Origin of the sequence: Stenotrophomonas sp. TWI809, assembly GCF_039673205.1 — a bacterium.
Classification (GTDB): Bacteria; Pseudomonadota; Gammaproteobacteria; order Xanthomonadales; family Xanthomonadaceae; genus Stenotrophomonas.
This window is the reverse complement of sequence record NZ_JBDJLE010000014.1, coordinates 57044-77705: the sequence shown is the minus strand read 5'-3', so window position 1 is coordinate 77705 and position 20662 is coordinate 57044. Positions and strand designations below refer to the sequence as shown.

Below are 20662 nucleotides of genomic sequence, written 5' to 3'. Positions count from 1 at the left end.
TCGCCCGTCGGGTGAACTGCAGAGCCGGCCAGCGGCCGGCACTACCCTGGAGGGACGGCGCCTGTTGCAGACGCCCTGCTCCGTTCTGCGTAGCGACCCCGCTTCTGTCTGCCGCCGCCGCAGCAGCGGTAGTGCCGGCCGCTGGCCGGCTCTCCGGATCCCGACAGACGCAATCAGGCAAAGACCGCTTCCACCTGCTGCCAGATTCCTTCATCGAGCTGCTCGAACAGCGCCAGGGCGCCCAGGTTCTCTTCCAGCTGGCTGACCCGGCTGGCGCCGAGGATCACGCTGGAAACATTCGGATTGCGCAGGCACCAGGCGATCGCCAGCTGCGCCGGCGAGACGCCCAGCTGCGCGGCCAGTGCGGTGTAGCGCCGCACCCGCTCCATGCGGTCGCTGCCATCGTCGAGCACCTGCGCCTTCAGCCAGCCCAGCTGTTCCTGGCCCAGCCGCGACTGCGGGTCCACGCCGGCGTTGTACTTGCCGGTCAGCAGGCCCGAGGCCAGCGGCGACCAGATGGTGGTGCCCAGGCCAGCCTCGGCATACAGCGGCGCGTATTCGCGCTCCACCCGCTCGCGGTGCAGCAGGTTGTACTGCGGCTGTTCCATCGAGGGCGCATGCAGGTTGCGCGCGCGGGCGATGTCCACCGCCTCCTGGATCTGCGCGGCCGACCATTCCGACGTGCCCCAGTACAGCACCTTGCCCTGGCGGATCAGGGTATCCATGGCCTGCACGGTCTCGGCGATCGGGGTATCCGGATCCGGGCGATGGCAATAGTAAAGGTCCAGGTACTCCACCCGCAGGCGCTTGAGCGCGGCGTGGCAGGCGTCGGTGACATGCTTTCGCGACAGCCCGTGCTGGGTCGGGCGCGGGTCGTCGACGGCGCCGAAAAACACCTTGCTGGAGACGCAGAAGCCATCGCGCGGCAGGCGCAGGTCGGCGATCACATCGCCCATCACCTGCTCGGCGCGGCCGCGGGCATAGCCTTCGGCGTTGTCGAAGAAATTGACCCCGGCATCCCAGGCGGTGGCGATCAGCTTGCGGGCCTCATCGCGGCCGATCTGGTCGCCGAAGGTCACCCAGGCCCCGAAGGACAGGGCCGAGAGCTTCAGGCCGGTGGAGCCAAGACGGCGATAGAGCATGTGGTTCTCCTGCTGCGGGCCCGCGACCGGGCCGGATCGATGCCGGTAAGTGTAGAGCGGGGCGGCGCAGTTCCGCGCGCCTTGCCGCGGCGGCGGTCTCACGCCCCGTGACACGCCGCACGGAAACCGGGCCATGCCTTGCCGATACAGGCCCGATCACGACCGATCGGCTCGCGGACGCTGCTTTTCCTTGCCCCGCCCCTGCCGCTGCTCTAGGCTTCCCGTTTTTCGCGGCGCCCCAAGGGAAGTCTCATGGTCGAAGGTTTGGGCAGGATTGGCTTCGGCCTGTTCGGGTTGGCAGTGCTGATCGGCATTGCCTGGTTGTTCTCGAACAACAAGCGGGCTGTCGACTGGCGCCTGGTCGTCACCGGTATCGCACTGCAGATCGCCTTCGCGGCGGTGGTGCTGCTGGTCCCGGGTGGCCGTGATGTCTTCGACGCGCTGGGCAAGGGCTTCGTCAAGATCCTGGAGTTCGTCAACGCCGGCTCGGGCTTCATCTTCGGCAGCCTGATGGACACCAGCCAGTTCGGTTTCATCTTCGCCTTCCAGGTGCTGCCGACCATCATCTTCTTCTCGGCGCTGATGGGGGTCATGTACCACCTCAACGTGATGCAGATGATCGTGCGCGGCATGGCCTGGGCGATCACCAAGATCATGCGTGTGTCCGGTGCGGAAACCACCAGCGTCTGCGCCAGCGTGTTCATCGGCCAGACCGAAGCGCCGCTGACGGTACGCCCGTACATCGCCAAGATGACCCAGTCCGAGCTGATCACCATGATGATCGGCGGCATGGCGCACATTGCCGGCGGCGTGCTGGCCGCGTATGTGGGCATGCTCGGTGCCGGCGATCCGGTCGAACAGGCCTTCTACGCCAAGCATCTGCTGGCCGCGAGCATCATGGCGGCCCCGGCGACCCTGGTGGTGGCCAAGCTGCTGGTGCCCGAGACCGGTACCCCGCTGACCCGCGGCACGGTCAAGATGGAAGTGGAGAAGACCTCCAGCAACATCATCGACGCGGCTGCCGCCGGCGCCGGCGACGGCCTCAAGCTGGCGCTGAACATCGGTGCGATGCTGCTGGCCTTCATCGCCCTGATCGCCCTGATCAACGCGCCCCTGACCTGGCTGGGTGACATCACCGGCCTGGCCGCGCTCATCGGCCGCCCGACCGACCTGTCCACGCTGTTCGGCTTCCTGCTTGCCCCGATCGCCTGGGTGATCGGCACCCCGTGGGCCGATGCCACCACGGTGGGCTCGCTGATCGGCCAGAAGGTGGTGATCAACGAGTTCGTGGCGTATTCGGAGCTGGCCAAGATCATCCGAGGCGAGGTGCCGGGCACGGTGCTGTCGGCCGAGGGTCGCCTGGTCGCCACCTACGCGCTGTGCGGTTTTGCCAACTTCAGCTCCATCGCGATCCAGATCGGTGGTATTGGTGGGCTGGCGCCAGAGCGTCGCCACGATCTGGCCAAGTTCGGCCTGCGTGCCGTGCTCGGCGGTACCATTGCCACCTTCATGACGGCGACCATCGCCGGCGTGCTGACGCATTTCAGCTGATATCCGTTCCCTGAGAAACAGTCTTTATGAGTAGCAGTGTCGTCGTAATCGGTTCCTTCAATGTGGATCATGTCTGGCGTTGTGAGTCGCTCCCGGCCCCGGGTGCGACCATCGCCGGCCGCTACAGCACCGGTCCCGGCGGCAAGGGCTTCAACCAGGCCGTGGCCGCCCGCCGTGCCGGCGCGCCGACCACGTTCCTGTGCGCGCTGGGCGATGACGCCGGCGGTGCGATGGCGCGCGGCCTGGCCGAGCAGGATGGCTTTGCGCTGACCGCCGAAGCCAGCAGCGAGCCGACCGGCACCGGCGGTATCTATGTCGACAGCCGGGGCCGCAACACCATCGTGATCGGCCCGGGGGCCAACGCCGCGCTGAGCCTGGACTTCGTCGAACAGCAGCGCGCGCTGCTGGCCGGTGCCAAGGTGGTGCTGGCGCAGCTGGAATCGCCGGTGGAAACCATCGAGGCCACCCTGGCGATCGCGCGTGAAGCCGGTGCCACCACCGTGCTCAACGTGGCGCCTGCCGATGCACCCTCCAGCATCGGCCTGCTCAAGCTGGCCGATGTGCTGACCCCGAACGAGACCGAGTTCGCTGCCCTGCTCGGCCGTCATGTCGGCGAGCGCGTGGATGCCAACGACGTCGCCGCGCTGGATGGCGTCAGCCTGCATGCGCTGTGCCGCAAGCTGGTCGGCAACGGCACCGTGGTGGTGACGTTGGGTTCGGTCGGTGTATTCGTGTCGCACGCCGAAGAAAACCTGCGTGGCGACACGCAGCCGTACTACCGCGTGGGCGCCGAGCAGGTGCAGGTGCTGGACACCACCGGTGCAGGCGATGCGTTCAACGGCGCCCTGGTCGCCTCGATCGCGCAGGACCCGGAGGCGGCGTTTGCCCGCCACGTGCGTTTCGCCAATCAGTTCGCCGGTCGTTCGACCGAGAAGGAAGGCGCCGCCGCGGCGATGCCGCACTTCACCCCGGCCGACGCCGAAAACAAGTAAGCGTCACCAGTGTGGATACCAAGAGGCCAGCGTTCGCGCTGGCCTTTTTTTTTGGAAGCGGCAGTCCCCACCGTTGGGGGGTACGATGCGCCAGGCCTACCGCAAGCGTCGGGGCCGCGTGATCCACAGCGCCAGCGCGCCCACCAGGAGTCCGGCAAGCACGTCCAGCAGATCGTGCTGCCAGGTGGTGAGCGTCGAGAGCAGGATCAGCCCACAGCCGCCGTGCCACAGCCAGCGCAGTGCCGTCGCATCGGCCTGCAGCCACTGCCGCCATGCCTGCCAGACCACCACCAATACCGCGGCGTGCAGCGACGGCGCCATGTTGAACGGCGCCTCGAACGCGCGCAGCTGTGCGAACAACAGCCCGCTCACCCCATCCGGCTGGGGCAAAACACGCACGTTGCCGGTCGGCCAGCACACGAAGGCGAGCATGCAGGCGGCCTGCACCAGCGCGATGGCCAGCGCATGGCGGCGCAGGGCCGATCGGGTCGGGCAGAGGAAGAACGTCAGCGGGTACAGCAGGTTCAGCGCCAGATACGGCCAGATCGTCCACGGCCAGAACGGAATCGCCTCGTCCCAGCGACCGTGCAGGCTATAGGTCTGGGCTTGGCTGGCGGCCCAGTGGTTGGTCCAGCTGTAGCCGTGGATGAACATCGCGCCGAGCAGCAGCATCCACAGCATCGCCTCGCGCCAGGGCGGCTGGAGGACGGACGCGGTGGCAACAGGCGGCGTGGGCACGCGCGCACCCTAGCAGAACGTGGCCCGCCTGTTTGCCGCTATCCTTGCGTTTTCGCGGATACACGGACTGTACGCAGTGGCAGCAGCAGGCAGTCAGGAACACGCAGGCCCGCACGCGGGGGAACCGCGCTGGACGCGCAATCCGGCCTGGGCGCTGTTTTCGCAGACCCATGCGCAGCGCCCGCTGCTGCTGGTGTCCGGTGGCGCCGACGAACTGTATGTCGTCGATGAGGCCGACACCCCGACGGTCATCGAACGGATCCTCGGCCACTGGGAAAACGACACCCTGGCGATCCTGCAGGACGATGCCGAGTGCGGCCCGGCGGCCCGCCAGTTGATACGTCTCGGTGTGCTGGTGCCGCGGCGCGCCGCGCGCAGAGTGAAGCGCTACGCAATCGACTGGCTCGGCGAACCGCTGCCCGGGTTGGCCGACGCCTTCGACCGGCATGCCAGCGCGGATCTGCAGCGCGTCGATGCCATCGCGGATGCCGACCTCCTCGTGCTGGTCCGGCACGGGCGGGGCTGGGAACAGGCCTTGGCCCGCTACCGCACACAGATGCCGGTACAACCGCATCTGCTGCTCGACCTCAGCTATCACCACACGCTCGCGCTGGGCCCCTATGTAGTGCCCGGCCAGAGCGCCTGCGTGTATTGCCTGGGCAACCGGGTGCTGCGCCGCTGGGGCGAAGCACCCGTGCCGGCAATGCCGGCGGTCGCAGCGCAACCGGCCCGGATCGCGGCGCTGGTCGCCCCCTTGCTGGATCAGCCGCCGCTGTTGCTGGGCTATCTCGAACGCAGCGTCTGGCTCGACCTGCAGCGCCTGCACGGCGAACGCGACCGGGTGCTGCGGCTGCCGTGGTGCCCCGCCTGCCAGGGTGGCGAAGCCTCACTGCCACCACCGCTGTCCTTGCCTTGGGACACCGGGCGCCCGTGATAATGTGCGCCACGCGCCGGGCGTTTCCGCCCCGGTCAATGGAGTGACCTCATGTATCGCCTGCCGACCCAGTTCGATGCCAGTGCCTCACGCCAGGACCTTGCCGCGGCAGGCGGCGGCTCGACGTCGACCACCTGCAGTTCCTGCATCGTCACCCTGCTCGGCACCTCGGTGCTGTCGGCGGTGGTGCTTGGCAAGCTGGACCCCGTAACGACTGCGGCCGTCAGCAGCGACGCACACGCCACGGTCGCCAGCGTCGACACCGGTACGGACCTCCCACCCCAGCCACCTGCGTTGCCGCAGACACCGATCAGCGCTGCGACGCCGGACCGTCCGGACACCCCCGTCGCTGTCGTGCCGGTGGCCGGATTGAGCCGCACCAGTCGGGTGTTGCTCGGGCTGTTCGCCTTGCCGCTGGCCGCGATCGGCGGTGGCATTTTCATGAGCACCGCCAACCCGATATTCGGGCTGTTCGTCGCCGTGGGGCTGTATCTGGGCATCTATGCCCTCGTCTACGAACGCGCGGGGCGTTCGCTCGGGCGCGGCATCGGTATCGCCATCGGGCTGCTGCTGGGCCTGTTCGCCGTCGGCGCGCTCGAGATGATGCTCTGGCTGAGCGTGTTGAAATGAGCCGCGCCGCCGTGCAGGCGGCGCTGGAAACGCCCACGCTGTCGTCGCACCTGCTGCATGGCGCGGCGCGTCCGCGCTGCGGTCTGGTGCGCCCGGCACAGCCGATCGAGGCCAACCCCTGCGATGCCACCGGGCCCTTGTTCGAGGGACGGCGCGTACACAATGCCGCCACCCCGGCCGATCCGGCCAATCCCTGGCAGGGCGTCTCTGGCGCGGTCGCGCTGGAGGCCGATGCGGCCGCCGATGGCGCGGTTGCCGAAGCCCTGGAGCGACTGGCGGCGGCGCAGGCGGGCCTGGAGGTGCGTCGCCGCGATGCGCTGACGCCCGCACAACGCCTGGACGAATCGGCCTTCGCGCTGTTCTCGGCCCGACAACGCGCAACGCCGGGTTTTCCATGGCCGATGCCCGAACGCGACGACGATCTGTTCGCCGCGGTGCATGCACTGGATGACAACCGGGTGGCCTGGGTGCCGCAGGAACTGGTCGGACTGGGGCCGCGCAGCGGCCAGGCGCGATTGCCGTCGACGTCCAGTGGCCTGGCGGCCTGGCGGGATGACCGCGATGGGGCCTGGCTGGCGCTGCTGCGCGCGGCCCAGGAGCTGCTGGAGCGCGATGCGCTGGCGGTGACCTGGCTCAATGGCGTGGCCGGCCGGCGGATCGCCCTGCCGACCCAATGGCAGGCATTCGCGGACGCGCGCGGGGGCGAACTGCAGGCCTTCGACCTGACCCAGCACTGGAACCCGCACCCGGTGATCGCGGTCGCCGGCGGCATTCCGTTCGAAGGCCGCCCCCGCTACGTCCTCGGCATCGCCTGCCGCGCCGATCCGGGCGAGGCGCTGCACAAGGCGCTGCTGGAATGGCAGCAGGCGCTGACCTTCGCCGCGCATCTGTGTGGCCGCGAAAACGCGCGGCTTCCGCGTGAACCGGCCGCGCTGCGCAGCTTCGACGAACATGCCGCGTTCTATACCCTGCGCCCGGCCCTGTGGCCGCAGCTGCCGCTGCTGCGGGCGGCGGAGGACAGCACCTTGACGCTGCCCCCGCCGGGCGCCGCGGTCCTCCCCGCCGCGCCGCGCGCGATTGCCGAGCTGGACATGCTGCGGCGTCGGCTCGGCCGTGCCGGCATCGCGCTGTACTACCGCGAGTTGACCACCACCGATGTGGCCGCGGCCGGCCTGCGGGTGATGCGCGTGCTGTCGCCGCAGCTCAGTGGCCTGCATGCCGACGAGCGTGCACCGTTCCTTGGTGGCCGCTGCCAGGATGTGGCGTGGCGGTATCCCGGCGTGCCGCACAGCGGCGCGTTTCCCAATTCCTTCCCGCATCCATTGGGCTGATGCACGAGGACCGCATGCCGTCACCGCCCTCCCCCTGGCACGATGCCCCGCTGTTCCATCTGTTCTGGCACAACGGCGAGCTCAATCCCGCGCGCGCCGGGGTGATGCGCACGCGTATCGCCGAAGATGCCGCACGCCCCGGGTCGCCACCCCGCCCGGTGCATGCGGCCGCCGGCATCGCCCTGCCGGACCCGGTACAGCCGGGTGACGCCCTGGCGCAGCGCCACAGTGGCCGCCGCTTCGGTAACGCACGCTGGGGCACGCAGGAACTGGGGCGCGTGCTGGCCCCGCTGCGGGCCCGGCCCGGCGACAGTGACACGCGGCGCCTGCCGTCCGGCGGTGCCAAATACCCGATCCAGGCGTATGCCGCGCTGTACGGCACCGATGACGCGATCGCCGCAGAGCCGGGCATCCATTGGTACGACCCGATCGGGCATGCACTGGTGCCGGTGGGGCCCTGCCCGGCATGGCCGGCGCTGTCCAGGCTGCTCGGCGTGGATTGGCCGGAGCGGCCCGCCGCCGTGCTGTTCCTGATCGCCGAACCGGCCGGCACGCTGGCCAAGTACGGCGAGCGTGGTGGCCGCTTCGTATTGATCGAGGCCGGGGTCTGGCTGGGCGCACTGGGGGAGCAAGTGGCGGCGATGAACGCCGCCGGCTGCGCGATCGGCGCGTTCGAGGACGCCGCCGTGCTGGCCCTGCTCGGGCTCGACCCGCAGCGGCATCTGGCGGTGCTGGCCTATGCGTGTGGTCCGGCGCCCTGAGCGCAACCGTTGGTCGGCACCTATTCGCGCGTAACCGGTAACCGGTAACCGGTAACCGGTAACCGGTAACCGGTAACCGGCCAGCATCAGCCGCCACTGGGGGCGGCGGAAGCAATCGTCAAGCATATGCTCATGACCGGAGCGCATCAGGCCCTTCCGGATCGGCCTGAACAGGTACCGGTCCCTGCGTGGTTGCCGGCCAGCGGCCGGCACTACAATGCGCACATGCAGATTGGCCCCTACAACATCCAGCCCAACGTGGTGCTGGCGCCGATGGCCGGTGTCACCGACAAGCCCTTCCGCCTGCTGTGCAAACAGCTGGGTGCGGGCTTGGCTGCCTCGGAGATGACCATCTCCGATCCGCGCTTCTGGAACACCCGCAAATCGCTCCACCGCATGGACCATGCCGGCGAGCCGGACCCGATCAGCGTGCAGATCGCCGGGACCGAGCCGCAGCAGCTGGCCGAGGCGGCGCGCTACAACGTGGACCACGGTGCGCAGATCATCGACATCAACATGGGCTGCCCGGCCAAGAAGGTGTGCAACGCCTGGGCCGGTTCGGCGCTGATGCGCGATGAGGATCTGGTCGCGCGCATCCTGACCGCAGTGGTCAACGCGGTGGACGTGCCGGTCACCCTGAAAATCCGCACCGGCTGGGATTGCGACCATCGCAATGGCCCGCTGATCGCGCGCATCGCCGAAGACAGCGGCATCGCCGCGCTGGCCGTGCACGGGCGTACCCGCGACCAGCACTACACCGGCACCGCCGAGTACGAGACCATCGCCGCGATCAAGGCCGCGCTGCGCATTCCGGTGATCGCCAACGGCGACATCGATTCACCGCAGAAGGCCGCGCAGGTGCTCAAGCAGACCGGCGTGGACGCGGTGATGATCGGTCGCGCCGCCCAGGGCCGCCCGTGGATCTTCCGCGAGGTGGCGCATTACCTGGCCACCGGCGCGCTGCTGGCGCCGCCGTCGGTCGCCGAGGTACGCGACCTGCTGCTGGGCCACCTTCATGCGCTGCATGATTTCTATGGCGAGCAGCAGGGCGTGCGCATCGCGCGCAAGCACCTGGGCTGGTACGCCAAGGACCGGCCGGAAAACGCCGCCTTCCGTGCGGTGGTCAACCGCGCCGAGGATGCGGCCAGCCAGGTCGCCCTGACCACCGAATATTTCGACGCCCTCGCCGCCGGCGAGTCGTTGTCGTCCGCTGCCTGAGCCTTCGCCATGACCCCGCCCATCACTGCACCGACCTATCTCCACGGCTTCTCCGATACCGAGCAGCACCGCCTGGTCACCCAGTCGCGCCTGTTCGAATCGAGCATCTTCAGCGGCATCGATTACGGCGGCGCCACGCGCCTGCTGGAAGTCGGCAGCGGCGTCGGGGCACAGACGGACATCCTGCTGCGGCGGTTCCCGGAACTGCATGTCACCGGCGTGGACCTGAGCGAGGCGCAGCTGGCCACCGCCGCCACCAACCTGGCCAAGACGCCGTGGTGCCGCGAGCGCTACACGCTGCTGCAGGCCGATGCCGGCAACCTGCCGTTCGGCGCGCGTGAGTTCGATTCGGCCTTCCTGTGCTGGGTGCTGGAGCATGTGCCGTCACCGGCGCGGGTGCTCAACGAGGTGCGCCGTGTGCTGGTGCCGGGTTCGCCGGTGTATGTCACCGAAGTGATGAACGCCTCGTTCCTGCTCGATCCGTACTCGCCGCATATCTGGCGCTACTGGATGGCCTTCAACGATTTCCAGTACGACCATGGGGGCGATCCCTTCGTCGGTGCCAAGCTCGGCAACCTGCTGCTGGCCGGTGGCTTCCGCGATGTGCACACCGAGATCAAGACCATCCACCTGGACAACCGCGAACCGGCCCGTCGCAAGACCATGATCGCGTTCTGGGAGCAGCTGCTGTTGTCGGCCGCCGATCCGCTGCTGGAGGCCGGGCTGGTCGACCAGGAAACGGTGGATGGCATGCGCCGCGAGTTCAGCCTGGTCCAGAACGACCCCAACGCGGTGTTCTTCTTCTCCTTCGTGCAGGCCCGCGCGACCGTGTACTGACCGCGTCGCGGACCTACCGCGTCGCCCAGGCGATCACGGTCACCACGACCGCGGCGGCCAGCAGCAACCAGATGCCCAGTCCGCCCCGGTCCCCCGGGGCCACCGTGCTGCCACCGGCGGTGTTGCGGGCCCCTTCGCGCGGGCGTGCGGTGGGCGTGCTGCCCACTTCCAGGGTACCGGTGGCCGGCCGCTGGCTGCGCTCGGTGAGCTTGTTCTGCATGCGTCGCGCGCGCTCGGGATCGACCTTGCGCAGCTCGTCCAGCAGCACCTGCTGCTGGCGCGCGCGGTCCGGCTGCGCCTTGGCCTTGTGCAGGATCTCGCGCAACGGCACCGCCGGCTGCTCGGCCGAACGGCCCGGGGTCACATCCAGCAACAGCGCGCGGTATTCCGGCGGCACATCGGCCAGCCGCGTGTAGCGCGTGCCATTGATCTCCATTTCAAACCGTTCGGTCACGGTGCCTCCGTCCAACCTGCCTTCGGTGCGATCACGTCGGTGCTCGGCGGCGCATGCCAGATGCGCTGCCACAGGGCCGCGAACCGGCGCTTCAGCATCGTCCTGCCCTGCTCCCCTTCATACGCCGGGCGCAGCTGTCGCGGTGTGATCCCGGCCCAGCCATCGCCTTCCGTCCGCGCAACCGCGAAGGTGAAGGTGTAGTCCGGCTCCAGGCCCATGCGCAGATCGCTGAGCCGCAGTTCGCCATCGACCACCTGGGCACGCATGAAGCCGCGGTTGAACCAGTTCAGCCGCTGCACGGCCGGCAGCTCGGCTGCCTGGCGCAGGGCCTGCACGTTGGAGGGATGGCCCTCGAAGGTCATCGGGCCGCGGTCGGCGATCAGCGAGCGTTCGCCGATCACGTAGCCGTTGGGCGTCATCGCCACCACCTGCCAGAGCAGCGTGTTGAACGGCATCGCCACCGAGAAGCGCGGCGCATCGCCCAGCCCCATCGCCGCCAGCGCGCGATCGGCGTCGCGATCGACGGTGTGCTTGGCCAGCAACGACCAGCCCAGGTAACCACTGCTTAGCACCAGCCCGGCCACCAGCGCTTTCTGCGCCAGCGGACGCGCCCGCGCGAACCATGCCACTGCGCAGGCGAGCAGCAGCCACACGGTATACAGCGGGTCGATGATGAAGACGCTGGCCCACATCGTCGGGTGCGGGGTGAACGGCCACCACAGCTGGGTACCGTAGACGGTGAAGGCATCCAGCAGCGGATGGGTGATCAGCGCCAGCAGGATCGCCCAGAACCAGCGCCCCGGCGCCTGCGCCACGCGGCCGTGACCGAACCGTTTGAACAGCCACCAGATCAGCGCAGCCACCCACGGCAGCACCAGCAGCGAGTGACTGTAGCTGCGGTGCTCGACCATCAGCGCCACGGGATCGGCAGCAGTGAAGGCCAGTACCAGCGCATCCAGGTCCGGCAGGGTGCCGAGTGCGGCACCGGCCAACAGGGCCGCGCGGCGATGGCCGGCCGGGGCGATGGCGGCGGCGACCGCGCCGCCGAGAACGATCTGGGTAAAGGAGTCCATCGGCCGATGCTAGCAGCCGGGACTGGCCATGCGCCTCTGCCGTTCTGCTCAGGCCGCTCTGGCCAATTCCGCGCTGCCGGGCAGCGCCACCAGGGTCTGCCCGGTGTGATCCAGCAGCCGCAGGCTCCCATCCGGGTCTTCGGCCAGCACGGTCAGGCTTTCCACCCAGTCACCGTCGTTGGCATAGATCAGCCCGTCGCGCTCGACCAGCGCGGCACGGTGGATATGCCCGCAGACGATGCCATCCAGACCGCGCCGCCGCACATCCTCAAGCCCGGCCTGGACGAAGCGCTCGATGTAGCGCTCGGCCGCGCCGCTGCGCTTCTTGAGGAATTCGGAGAGCGACCAGTAGCGCTGGCCGAGCCGTCGTCGCGCGGCATTGAGCAGGTGGTTGCCGGTGAGGATGCGGTAGTACAGCCAGTCCCCGAACTGTTCCTGCAGGCCGCCGAAGTGGGTGACACCGTCGTAGTCATCGCCGTGCACGACCAGCAGCCGGCGCCCGTCCGCGGTCACATGGATTGCCCGGCGCCGCACCTGCATGGCCGGCAGCATCAGCCCGCAGACCTTGCGCAGCGAGGCATCGTGGTTGCCCGGGATGTAGATGATCTCGGTGCCGGTGCGCTGCAGCGCGTGCAGCGCCTGGATCACCTCGCTGTGGGCCGGCCGCCAGGCGGCCCGGCGGTGCGCCATCCACCACAGGTCGATGATGTCGCCCACCAGATACAGCCGTTCGCAGCGCAGCTCGGCCAGGAACCGGGCCAGTTCGGCGGCATGGCAGTGGCGTGAGCCCAGGTGCACGTCAGACAGGAAGACGGCCCGCCGATGGGGCGCCAGGGTCGTCACGGGCCGTGGGGCGGCCTCCCGCGCGTCGCGCTGCTCGAATGCGTGCATGGCGTGCTCCTCAGGTCCGGCGGCCGGATGCGCCGAAGCCTGCACGGCCCCGGCGACAGCCCGATGGCGGTTTGACGACGGGCGGGTGACACGCCCCGGCCTCGGGAGCATCCGGGCGCCCGCCCATCGGCACGGGCGGCAGGCCATTTGTCACGCTCGTGGAACACTGGGCGCCGACGCTGGGCCCCAATCCCGTCACACCGGGCCCTGCGACGGGCACGCGGGCTTAACCACGGGCAACCCGTGCTGACGCACAATGCAAGTGCGCGACTTGCCGTGTATCATTCGCGGCCATCTTTCCATCCGAATCAAAGGATATTACGCCTGATGTCCAGCTACCTGTTCACCTCCGAATCGGTCTCCGAAGGCCATCCGGACAAGATTGCCGACCAGATCTCCGATGCGGTGCTGGACGCGATCCTGACCCAGGACAAGCGTGCGCGCGTGGCCTGCGAAACCATGGTCAAGACTGGCGTGGCCATCGTCGCCGGTGAAATCACCACCAGCGCCTGGATCGACCTGGAAGCCTTGACCCGCAAGGTGATCCTGGACATCGGCTACGACAGCTCCGACGTCGGCTTCGACGGGGCGACCTGCGGCGTGCTGAACCTGATCGGCAAGCAGTCGCCGCACATCGCCCAGGGCGTGGACCGCAAGAAGCCCGAAGAAATGGGCGCTGGCGACCAGGGCCTGATGTTCGGCTATGCCACCAACGAGACCGACAGCTACATGCCGGCCGCGATCCACCTGTCGCACCGCCTGGTCGAGCAGCAGGCCAAGATCCGCAAGAAGAAGAATTCGCCGCTGTCCTGGCTGCGCCCGGATGCCAAGAGCCAGGTCACCCTGCGCTATGAAAACGGTGCCGTCTCGGCGATCGACGCGGTGGTGCTGTCGACCCAGCACGCCCCGGGCGTGAAGCAGAAGGACCTCATCGAGGCCGTCCGCGAAGAGATCATCAAGCCGGTGCTGCCGGCCAAGTGGCTGCACAAGGGCACCAAGTTCCACATCAACCCGACCGGCAAGTTCGAGATCGGCGGCCCGGTGGGCGACTGCGGCCTGACCGGCCGCAAGATCATCGTCGACACCTACGGCGGCTGGGCCCGTCACGGGGGTGGTGCGTTCTCGGGCAAGGATCCGTCCAAGGTCGACCGTTCGGCGGCTTACGCGGCCCGTTACGTCGCCAAGAACGTCGTGGCCGCCGGCCTGGCCGACCGTTGCGAAGTGCAGGTCTCCTACGCCATCGGCGTGGCCGAGCCGACCTCGATCTCGGTCACCACCTTCGGCACCGGCAAGATCAGCGATGACAAGATCGAAAAGCTGATCCGCAAGCATTTCGACCTGCGCCCGTACGGCATCATCCAGATGCTGGACCTGATCCACCCGATGTACCAGCAGACCGCGGCCTACGGTCACTTCGGCCGCAAGCCGAAGGACTTCAGCTACCTCAACGCTGCTGGCGAAACCGTCAACGCGACCGCCTTCTCCTGGGAGAAGACCGATCGCGCCGCCGCCCTGCGCGCGGATGCGAAGTTGAAGTAAGAAATGGGCCGCGAAAGCGGCCCTTTTCTTACGGGTAGAGCCGACCGTTGGTCGGCTGGCCGCGCGCAGCGCGGCAATGATCGACGAAACAAACGGCGGGCCGCGAAAGCGGCCCGTCGTCGTTTGGGCGCCTTGACCCATCGTCGCGCCGCGCGCGACCAGCCGACCAACGGTCGGCTCTACCAATGGGTCAAGCGGCGCTACACTCCAGCCATGCCCGAATTCAAATCCAACCAGCTCTCCATGACGGTGCTGATGTCGCCGGACATGGCCAACTTCTCCGGCAAGGTGCACGGCGGTGCGGTGCTGCGCCTGCTCGACCAGGTCGCCTACGCCTGCGCCAGCCGCTATGCCGGCAGCTACGTGGTCACCCTGTCGGTGGACCAGGTGATGTTCCGCCAGCCGATCGCAGTCGGCGAGCTGGTCACCTTCCTGGCCTCGGTGAACTACACCGGCACCTCCTCGATGGAGATCGGGGTCAAGGTGGTGGCCGAGGACATCCTCAAGCGCAGCGTGCGCCACGCCAACAGCTGCTTCTTCACCATGGTCGCGGTGGATGACGAGGGCAAGCCGACCCCGGTGCCGCCGTTGGTGCTGGAAACTGCCGACGAACGCCGCCGGCATGCCGCCGCGTTGATCCGCCGCCAGCTGCGCGAGGAGATGGAGCAGCGCCACCTGGAGCTGCTGGCATCCAATCCGCCTGCACCAGGTGATCTGGTCGAGCGGGTCTGAGCCCTGGGCCATGACCAACGGTCATGGCCTACCGGCCAGGTATCGACCGTTGGTCGATACCTGCCATATGGCGCGCGCTGCCGGCCAGCGGCCGGCACTACCCGGCATGGCCTATCCGGTGTTCTGTACGCCCTGCGAAACACCGTTGACGCACGCCACCAGCGCGCGCAGCACATCGTCGTCTTCGCCCCCGCTCTCCCGCCAGCGGCGCAGCAGGTCCCCCTGCAGCACGCTGATCGGATCGATGTAGGGATTGCGCAGGCGGATCGACAGCGCCAAGCGCTGATCGTGCTGCAGCAGCGTGTCCTGCCCGGTCAGTGCCAGGATCCACTGTGAGGTGAGGTCGAGCTCCCCCTGGATCTGCGGGAAGAAGCGCCCATGCAATGCACCGGACAGCTGCGAGAACTGCTCGGCGATGGTCAGGTCGCCCTTGGACATCACCATCGCGATGTCGTCCAGGAAGGTGCTGAAGAACGGCCAGTCGCGCGCCATTTCTTTCAGGATGTCCTCGTGGCCGGCATCGATCGCCGCCTGCAGGCCGCTACCCACGCCATACCAGCCCGGAATCACGGCACGCGCCTGGCTCCAGGCGAACACCCACGGAATCGCGCGCAGGTTGCTCAACGCGGCATCCTCACCCAGTCGGCGCGAGGGGCGTGAGCCCAAGGTCATCCGCTCGATCACGTCGATCGGCGTGGCCAGGCGGAAGTACTGCATGAAATCTTTCTGGCCGACGAAAGCGCGGTAGGCATCCGCACTCTTCTGTGCGATCAGGTCCATCACCGGGCGCCACTGTTCCTCGCGCGGTTCCGCTTCGCGCGGGCGCAGGCTGGAGCGCAGCACCGCACCGGTGGACTGCTCCAGCGAACGCAGCGCCAGCGCGCGGATGCCGTACTTGCGATGGATCACTTCTCCCTGCTCGGTCACGCGCAGGCGGCCATCGATGCTGCCACGCGGCGAGGCATCCACGGCGTGCGTGGTCTTGCCGCCCCCGCGGCTGATCGAACCGCCGCGGCCGTGGAAGAAAGTCAGGCGGATGTCGTTCTCGGCAGCGACCTCCAACAGTTCCACCTGAGCGCGCTGAAGGCCCCAGCGCGACGCCGCGATGCCCCCATCCTTGCCGCTGTCCGAGTAGCCGAGCATCACCATCTGCACATCGCCGCGCGAGGCCAGGTGCGTGCGGTAGACCGGATCGGCCAGCAGATCGCGCAGCGTGTCAGTACCGCGCTTGAGATCGTCCACGGTTTCAAACAGCGGCGCGATGTCGAGCGGCACCGCGCCGGCGTCATCCACCAGGCCGCCACGACGTGCCAAGGCGAGCACGGCGAGGACATCGCTGCGGTCATGCGCCATCGAGATGATGTAACTGCCCAGCGCATCGGCACCGTGCCGCCGGCGTGCATCGGCCAGCGCCGCGAACACCGCGTCCAGGCGCTCACCGCCTTCTTCGTTGCTCACCGGCAGCGCCTGCTCGCCACTGGCGAACGGGGCCAGCCGTGCCGCGCGGGTGACCGCATCGGCGGCGTCCCAGGCCTCCTGCCCATCCAGCACGCTGGCCAGCGCGCGACCATGCACGCTCGATTCCTGACGCACGTCCAGGCGCGCCAGATGGAAGCCGAAGGTGCGCACCCGCCACAGCAGGCGACGCACCGCGAAGCCGCCGGCATGGTCGCCCTTGTTCTCGTGCAGGCTGCGCAGGATCAGCTCGATGTCGTCGGTCAGTTCCTGCGGCGACGCGTAGGCGCCTTCCGCATCGTCCATCGTCGCCTGTACCCGCGCGCGCATGCGGTCGTTGAGCAGACGGTACGGCATGTCGGCATGACGCGGGCGCGAGGTGACCTTGGGCAGCAACGCCTTGTAATGGTCCACGCGGGCCTGCAGTTCATCACTGACCGCCACGCGCTCGGTGGACTGGCTGAGCAGGCTGGCCAGCTGCAGCAGGTCTTTCTGGTAGCGGCCGAGTACGGCCTGGCGTTGCGCATCCAGGGTGTTGCGGATGGTGCCGGCGTCCACGTTCGGATTGCCATCCATGTCGCCGCCCACCCACGTGCCGAAGCGCAGCAGGCGCGGCAGCGGCAGTTCCTGGCCATAGGTATCCAGCAGTGCCTGCTGCAGCGATTCGTACAGCACCGGAATCACCCGGTACAGCACCTGCACGAGATAGAAGCCGACATGCTCGCGCTCGTCTTCCACGGTCGGGCGCACGGGCGAGGAATCGGTGGTCTGCCACGAGGCGGTCAGCGCCATGCGGAAACGCGCGGCGTCAGCGGCCGCTTCTCCCGGGGTGCGCTGGCCGTCGAGGTTGTCGACCAGGCTGGCCACCATCAACTGCTCTTTCTCCAGCAGCGCGCGGCGGACCGCCTCGGTCGGGTGCGCGGTGAACACCGGCTCGATGTCGATGCGCGGCAGCCACTCGGCCAGTTCGTCCAGGGTGACGCCCTGTGCCTTGAGGTTGACCAGTGCGTCCTGCAGGCCATCGGGCTGCGGCGTGGCGGTACCGGCGCGCTGGTAGTCGCGGCGGCGGCGGATGCGGTGCACCCGCTCGGCGATGTTCACCACCTGGAAATAGGTACTGAACGCACGCACCATCGCTTCGGCGCGCGCCGGCGGCAGGCCGGTCAGCGCATCGTTGAGATCGGACAGGGGGGCGTCGCTTTCGCGGCGGGCGATGGCGCGCGTACGCACCTGTTCCACATCTTCGAAGAACTGCGTGGAGACCTGCTCGGCGAGCAGGTCGCCGACCAGTGCGCCGAGTCGGCGTACATCGTCACGCAGGGGAATATCGGGAGTGGCAAAAACGATGCTGCTACGGTACTCGTTCATCTGCGACGCACTGGCCTCGGGAACGGAATCCGCTCAAGCCTAACCCACAATCGCGTCGTTGCTGCGTCGCGCAAATAGTTACATCTGGTAGTGCCGGCCGCTGGCCGGCTCCATGCGTATCGGACAGGTGCCAGTGCATCGCCGGTCGCGTGCATTCCGAGGAGCCGGCCAGCGGCCGGCACTACCGGTCACCTTCATCGCTAGGTACCGGCCAGCGGCCGGTACCTGCCAGTGTTTCAGCGCTTCTTCTTCACCGGCTTCCCCTCGCCCACGGTCTGCTCCAGCCAGCGCTCGCTTTCGGCCAGCATGGTCATGATCGATTCGCGCGCGCGGTAGGCATGCGATTCGTTGGGCAGCATCACCAGCCGCGAGGTACCGCCCAGCCCCTTCACCGCGGCGAACATGCGCTCGCTCTGGATCGGGAACGTGCCGGAGTTGTTGTCGTCCACGCCGTGGATGAAGAGGATCGGGTCCTTGATCTTGTCGGCGTAGTTGAACGGCGACATCTTCTGGTAGACGTCCTGCGCCTGCCAGTAGTTGCGCTCTTCGGCCTGGAAGCCGAACGGGGTCAGCGTGCGGTTGTAGGCGCCGCTGCGCGCGATGCCGGCCTTGAACAGGCGGGTATGCGCGAGCAGGTTGGCGGTCATGAACGCACCGTAGGAGTGGCCACCGATCGCGATGTGCTCGCGGTCGGTCACGCCACGCCGCACCACTTCATTCACGGCCGCCTCGGCATTGGCGATCAGCTGCGGCAGGTAGGTGTCGTTCGGCTCCTTGTCGCCCTCACCGATGATCGGCATCGAGGGGCTGACCAGCACCGCGTAGCCCTTGGCCAGGAACGCCTGCGGGCCCCAGTAGCTGATCGCGTTGAAGCGGTACGGGGAATCGGTGACCTGGCTGGCGGCCTCGGCCGTCTTGAACTCGCCCGGATAGGCCCACATCAGCAGCGGCAACGGACCGTCCTTCTTCGCGTTGTAGCCCGGCGGCAGCATCAGCGTGGCGGTCAGGTCGACGCCATCGTTGCGCTTGTAGCGGATCTGCTCCTTGCTCACCCCACGCAGCTGCGGCAGCGGGTGCTGGAAGTGGGTCAACGCCTTCGGTGCGGCGGTGGCGTCGGCCAGCGACTGCACGTAGAAGTTGGCCGGCTCGTCGGGCGATTCACGGGTCAGCAGCAGCGAGGTGCCTTCCTGGTCAAGCAGCGCCACCGGCGCGGCGTAGGACGGCGCCTGCGAGTGGAACAGGCGGGTGGTCTGCTTGCTGTCCAGATCAAGGCGATCCACGAACGGACGGTCGCCTTCCGGCGAGGCGCCCAGCCCGTACAGGAAGATGCTGCGGCCATCGGCGCTGACCTGCAGGCGCGAGCGACCGTTGACGTCGCGCACCAGGCCCGGGCGGCCCGGGTCGTTGTAGCGGTCCTGGGAGGAACGCGCCGACAGCAGTTCCGCCGCCTTCTCCGGCTGGTCCGGCGCGATCCGCCACTGCTTGACCTCGCGGTTCTTCCACCACGATTCGTTGAGCAGCGCCAGATCGCCACGGCCCCACTGGATACCCGCATAACGGCTGCCCAGCTGCGCCAGCGTCACCGGCGGCTTGTCGAAGGGGGCGGCCTGCATCAGCACCGCATCGCGCACCTTGGCCTCGCGGTTCGGGTCGCCGCCGTCCTGCGCTTCGGCCCAGACCAGGGTCGCCGGTGCATCGGCGCGCCAGTCGATCCGGCGCACGCCGGTGGCCACCGCATCGTTGCCGGTCGGCAGGCCTTCCTTCAACGGCAGGTCGGCGACGGTGTGTTCGAGCTTGCCGTCCACGGCGGACAGCACTTCGATGCGACGCGCGAACGCGCTGGCCGGCACCAGATAGGAATACGGACGCACCACCCGCTCGCTCAGCAGGTAACGGCCATCCGGGGAGAGGGTGACATCCCAGTACACCCCACCGGTGGACAGCGGCGTGGTCACGCCGTTGAGCGCGACCTTGGCCGGCTGCGCGCTGGCGTAGTAGTCGAAGAGGCGGGCATCGGCCTCGTTCTTGAGCATGTCCTGGTAGGTACGGATCGTGCGCACACCGGCGTCGGCCTCGGTCTGCTGGATCGCCGGGCCGGTCGGGATGCCGCCGGTGGCCGGTGCCGCACCCTGGCCCTTGAGCTGCTGCATCACCAGCAGGCCGCGGCTGTCGGGCTGCCAGCTGTAGCCATCGCCCATCACCGTGTTCAGATCACCGACCAGGCGGCGCGCCGAACCGGCCTCGACATCGACGATCCACAGTTCATTGGTGCGGGTGGCCGCGTGCACCTGGTTGAAGGCGATGTACTTCTGGTCCGGCGACCAGGCAAAGGTGGCGATCGACAACGGCTGCGGCAACCCGCTGATCTGGCGCTCCTTGCCATCGGCGACGCTCATCAGCCACAGCTTGTCGGCGAAGCTGAAGCGGCTGGCCGAATGCGTGGCCGGGTTGATGCGCAGGCCGGCCAGCTTCAGTTCGGGCTGGGCCACGTCGTTGATCGACGGCAGCGGCGGTGTCTGCAGCAGCGCGGCCAGGTCACGGCGCGGGGACAGGCTCAGGGTCGGGGCACGCGGCGCATCGACCACGGCCTGCAGGGCCGGCGACGGTAGCTCGTAGCCGCCCTGATCGCCCTTGGCGGCGGCTGCGGTCGGCGCAGTGGTCTTCGCGGCCGGGGCGGCGGCCAGCGCCAACGGCGGCACCGCCAGCAGGGCCAGTCCGAGGATCAAGGTATGGCGCCACTGTGGAGCGCGTCGACCGGGGGTGCGTGTCATGGTGTGTGCCTGTGCTGATACGAACCCCCGACCTTAACAGCCGCGCGCCGATCGCCCCCCTGCCGATGGTTGGGGGCAGGGACCGATTCATGCCAATGCAACCGGCCGCGATATAATGGGTGACCCTCCACCGAGGGGCGCTGCGACCGTTCCGGACCTTCTCCGGGGGCGGCCAGGCTCGGTGGCCAGGATTGGTTCCAACGGCGCCCGGCGAACACGAGTATCGACTCGTCATTACACCGGAG

Annotated in this window: 17 protein-coding genes and 1 riboswitch; of the genes, 10 read left to right on the top strand and 7 right to left on the bottom strand. The window is 68.3% G+C overall.

Features of this window, described 5'->3' with window-relative positions:
- Positions 1-173: 173 nt before the first annotated feature.
- A complete protein-coding gene (locus ABE472_RS12085; RefSeq protein ID WP_313219964.1) occupies positions 174-1142 on the bottom strand; it encodes an aldo/keto reductase in 969 nt (322 codons plus the stop codon).
- Positions 1143-1394: 252 nt separating this feature from the next.
- Here ABE472_RS12085 and ABE472_RS12080 point away from each other — a divergent pair, with 252 nt between their 5' ends.
- Together ABE472_RS12080 and ABE472_RS12075 are read left to right on the top strand one after the other, a co-directional pair.
- On the top strand, positions 1395-2693 hold the full coding sequence (locus ABE472_RS12080; RefSeq protein ID WP_121042760.1) for a nucleoside transporter C-terminal domain-containing protein: 1299 nt from the start codon (positions 1395-1397) through the stop codon (positions 2691-2693).
- A gap of 26 nt (positions 2694-2719) precedes the next feature.
- On the top strand, positions 2720-3685 hold the full coding sequence (locus ABE472_RS12075) for a ribokinase (RefSeq protein WP_346466277.1): 966 nt from the start codon (positions 2720-2722) through the stop codon (positions 3683-3685).
- Positions 3686-3781: 96 nt separating this feature from the next.
- On the opposite strand, the gene ABE472_RS12070 is transcribed toward ABE472_RS12075, so the two are convergent.
- Positions 3782-4423 (bottom strand): hypothetical protein, encoded by a 642-nt coding sequence (locus tag ABE472_RS12070; protein ID WP_346466276.1) that lies wholly within the window; start codon positions 4421-4423, stop codon positions 3782-3784.
- A 19-nt stretch (positions 4424-4442) separates the two neighbouring features.
- Between ABE472_RS12070 and ABE472_RS12065 the strand changes: the two genes are divergently transcribed.
- The 6 genes from ABE472_RS12065 to ABE472_RS12040 all read left to right on the top strand — a co-directional run bounded on the left by ABE472_RS12065 (position 4443) and on the right by ABE472_RS12040 (position 10134).
- Positions 4443-5357 carry a hypothetical protein gene (locus ABE472_RS12065; protein WP_346466275.1) on the top strand — a complete coding sequence of 305 codons (915 nt, stop codon included), beginning with the start codon at positions 4443-4445 and terminating at the stop codon, positions 5355-5357.
- Between the two features lie 51 nt (positions 5358-5408).
- Positions 5409-5987 carry a hypothetical protein gene (locus ABE472_RS12060; RefSeq protein ID WP_346462836.1) on the top strand — a complete coding sequence of 193 codons (579 nt, stop codon included), beginning with the start codon at positions 5409-5411 and terminating at the stop codon, positions 5985-5987.
- On the top strand, positions 5984-7318 hold the full coding sequence (locus ABE472_RS12055; protein WP_346466274.1) for a YcaO-like family protein: 1335 nt from the start codon (positions 5984-5986) through the stop codon (positions 7316-7318). The genes ABE472_RS12060 and ABE472_RS12055 overlap by 4 nt, the downstream gene beginning before the upstream one ends.
- Positions 7319-7332: 14 nt before the next feature.
- Positions 7333-8079 (top strand): SagB/ThcOx family dehydrogenase, encoded by a 747-nt coding sequence (locus tag ABE472_RS12050; RefSeq protein WP_313210174.1) that lies wholly within the window; start codon positions 7333-7335, stop codon positions 8077-8079.
- A gap of 225 nt (positions 8080-8304) precedes the next feature.
- Entirely contained in the window at positions 8305-9297 is a 993-nt protein-coding gene (gene dusB, locus ABE472_RS12045; protein WP_313210176.1) for a tRNA dihydrouridine synthase DusB, read from the top strand.
- Between the two features lie 9 nt (positions 9298-9306).
- Complete coding sequence (locus ABE472_RS12040; protein WP_070471740.1) at positions 9307-10134, top strand: methyltransferase domain-containing protein; 828 nt, start codon at positions 9307-9309, stop codon at positions 10132-10134.
- A 13-nt stretch (positions 10135-10147) separates the two neighbouring features.
- Here ABE472_RS12040 and ABE472_RS12035 read toward each other — a convergent pair whose 3' ends face one another.
- From ABE472_RS12035 to ABE472_RS12025, 3 genes are read right to left on the bottom strand one after another with little or no spacing between them, the layout of a single operon-like run.
- Complete coding sequence (locus tag ABE472_RS12035; protein ID WP_313210179.1) at positions 10148-10588, bottom strand: hypothetical protein; 441 nt, start codon at positions 10586-10588, stop codon at positions 10148-10150.
- A complete protein-coding gene (locus ABE472_RS12030; protein WP_346466273.1) occupies positions 10585-11661 on the bottom strand; it encodes a metal-dependent hydrolase in 1077 nt (358 codons plus the stop codon). Before ABE472_RS12030 ends, ABE472_RS12035 begins: the two co-directional genes overlap by 4 nt.
- 48 nt (positions 11662-11709) lie before the next feature.
- Positions 11710-12552 (bottom strand): UDP-2,3-diacylglucosamine diphosphatase, encoded by an 843-nt coding sequence (locus ABE472_RS12025; protein ID WP_313210183.1) that lies wholly within the window; start codon positions 12550-12552, stop codon positions 11710-11712.
- Positions 12553-12879: 327 nt separating this feature from the next.
- Between ABE472_RS12025 and metK the strand changes: the two genes are divergently transcribed.
- Together metK and ABE472_RS12015 are read left to right on the top strand one after the other, a co-directional pair.
- Entirely contained in the window at positions 12880-14091 is a 1212-nt protein-coding gene (gene metK, locus ABE472_RS12020; RefSeq protein WP_313210185.1) for a methionine adenosyltransferase, read from the top strand.
- Between the two features lie 213 nt (positions 14092-14304).
- Positions 14305-14823: an acyl-CoA thioesterase gene (locus tag ABE472_RS12015; protein ID WP_026069660.1), complete on the top strand. Its 519-nt coding sequence runs from the start codon at positions 14305-14307 to the stop codon at positions 14821-14823.
- 111 nt (positions 14824-14934) lie between these two features.
- Here ABE472_RS12015 and ppc read toward each other — a convergent pair whose 3' ends face one another.
- Together ppc and ABE472_RS12005 are read right to left on the bottom strand one after the other, a co-directional pair.
- Positions 14935-17646, bottom strand: coding sequence for a phosphoenolpyruvate carboxylase (ppc, locus tag ABE472_RS12010; RefSeq protein ID WP_346466272.1), 2712 nt, complete (start codon positions 17644-17646; stop codon positions 14935-14937).
- A 236-nt stretch (positions 17647-17882) separates the two neighbouring features.
- Positions 17883-20417, bottom strand: coding sequence for a prolyl oligopeptidase family serine peptidase (locus tag ABE472_RS12005; protein WP_346466271.1), 2535 nt, complete (start codon positions 20415-20417; stop codon positions 17883-17885).
- Positions 20418-20543: 126 nt separating this feature from the next.
- Positions 20544-20633, top strand: a riboswitch (S-adenosyl-L-homocysteine riboswitch).
- Positions 20634-20662 lie beyond the last annotated feature (29 nt).